1 rRNA gene is annotated in these 1,784 nt (G+C 43.6%); it reads right to left on the reverse strand.

Features of this window, described 5'->3' with window-relative positions:
* Positions 1-90: 90 nt before the first annotated feature.
* A 16S ribosomal RNA gene (locus tag AC1B00_RS09525) occupies positions 91-1,599 on the reverse strand.
* Between the last annotated feature and the right edge of the window lie 185 nt (positions 1,600-1,784).

Here is a 1,784-nt window from a genome sequence, read left to right on the forward strand (position 1 = left end):
TCATTTCAACCTTTGATATCCAAACAAGCTCTCAAGAGCTAGTTAATTATTATCTACTCTTTAGTGTGAGTTAAAGAGTGTGTACTCTAGAAAGGAGGTGATCCAACCGCAGGTTCTCCTACGGTTACCTTGTTACGACTTCACCCCAGTCGCTGATTTTGCTGTGGGCGGTAACTAGTTTAGTATTCCGACTTAAAGCACAATCAACTCCCATGGTGTGACGGGCGGTGAGTACAAGACCCGGGAACGTATTCACCGTAACATAGCTGATTTACGATTACTAGCGATTCCGGCTTCATGCTCTCGAGTTGCAGAGAACAATCCGAACTAAGACATATTTTATAGATTTGCTCCACCTCGCGGTATTGCTTCTCATTGTATATGCCATTGTAGCACGTGTGTAGCCCTGGGCATAAGGGCCATGATGACTTGACGTCGTCCACACCTTCCTCCTCCTTGCGAAGGCAGTCTATTTAGAGTGCTCAGCCGAACTGTTAGCAACTAAATACGTGGGTTGCGCTCGTTGCGGGACTTAACCCAACATCTCACGACACGAGCTGACGACAGCCGTGCAGCACCTGTCTCTAAGTTCTAGCAAGCTAGCACCCTCAAATCTCTTTAAGGTTCTTAGGATATCAAGCCCAGGTAAGGTTCTTCGCGTATCTTCGAATTAAACCACATGCTCCACCGCTTGTGCGGGTCCCCGTCTATTCCTTTGAGTTTTAATCTTGCGACCGTACTCCCCAGGCGGTATGCTTAATCCGTTAGGTGCATTACTAAAATGACTAGCATTCTAATAACTAGCATACATCGTTTAGGGCGTGGACTACCAGGGTATCTAATCCTGTTTGCTCCCCACGCTTTCGCGCCTTAGCGTCAGTTAAGTTCTAGCAGATCGCTTTCGCAATTGGCATTCTTAGTAATATCTACGGATTTTACCCCTACACTACTAATTCCATCTGCCTCTCCCTTACTCTAGAATAGCAGTTTTGAATGCAGTTTAATGGTTAAGCCATTAGATTTCACATCCAACTTACTACTCCGCCTACGCGCCCTTTACGCCCAGTGATTCCGAGTAACGCTTGCACCCTCCGTATTACCGCGGCTGCTGGCACGGAGTTAGCCGGTGCTTATTCTTACAATACAGTCAGTATTCTTCTTGTAAAAAAGGAGTTTACGCTCCGAAAAGTGTCATCCTCCACGCGGCGTTGCTGCTTCAGGGTTTCCCCCATTGAGCAATATTCCCCACTGCTGCCTCCCGTAGGAGTCTGGACCGTGTCTCAGTTCCAGTGTGTCTGATCATCCTCTAAGACCAGATATGCGTCATAGCCTTGGTAAGCCATTACCTTACCAACTAGCTGATACAATATAGCCCTATCCCTTACCGAAAAACTTTCCCACCCTAACTTATGTTAGAGCGGAGTATAGAGTATTAGCAGTCGTTTCCAACTGTTGTCCTCTTGTAAGGGGCAAGTTAGCTATACATTACTCACCCGTGCGCCACTAATCCGTCTAGCAAGCTAGACTTCATCGTTCGACTTGCATGTGTTAGGCACGCCGCCAGCGTTCACTCTGAGCCAGGATCAAACTCTCCATAATTTAAATGATTATTTTTTAATTTTAAAAAATTAAAAAATAAATAAAATAATGAAGTGAATGATTTAAAACTTAATATAAATATTTAAAAGTTTTAAATGGCTCTTGATCACTTGTTTAGATATCAAAGATTGACGTTGAAATAATTGATATATTTAAAATTAACAATAAAACTATTTAAAAATAAC

The sequence above is a fragment of the Campylobacter sp. DY7 genome (assembly GCF_057802535.1).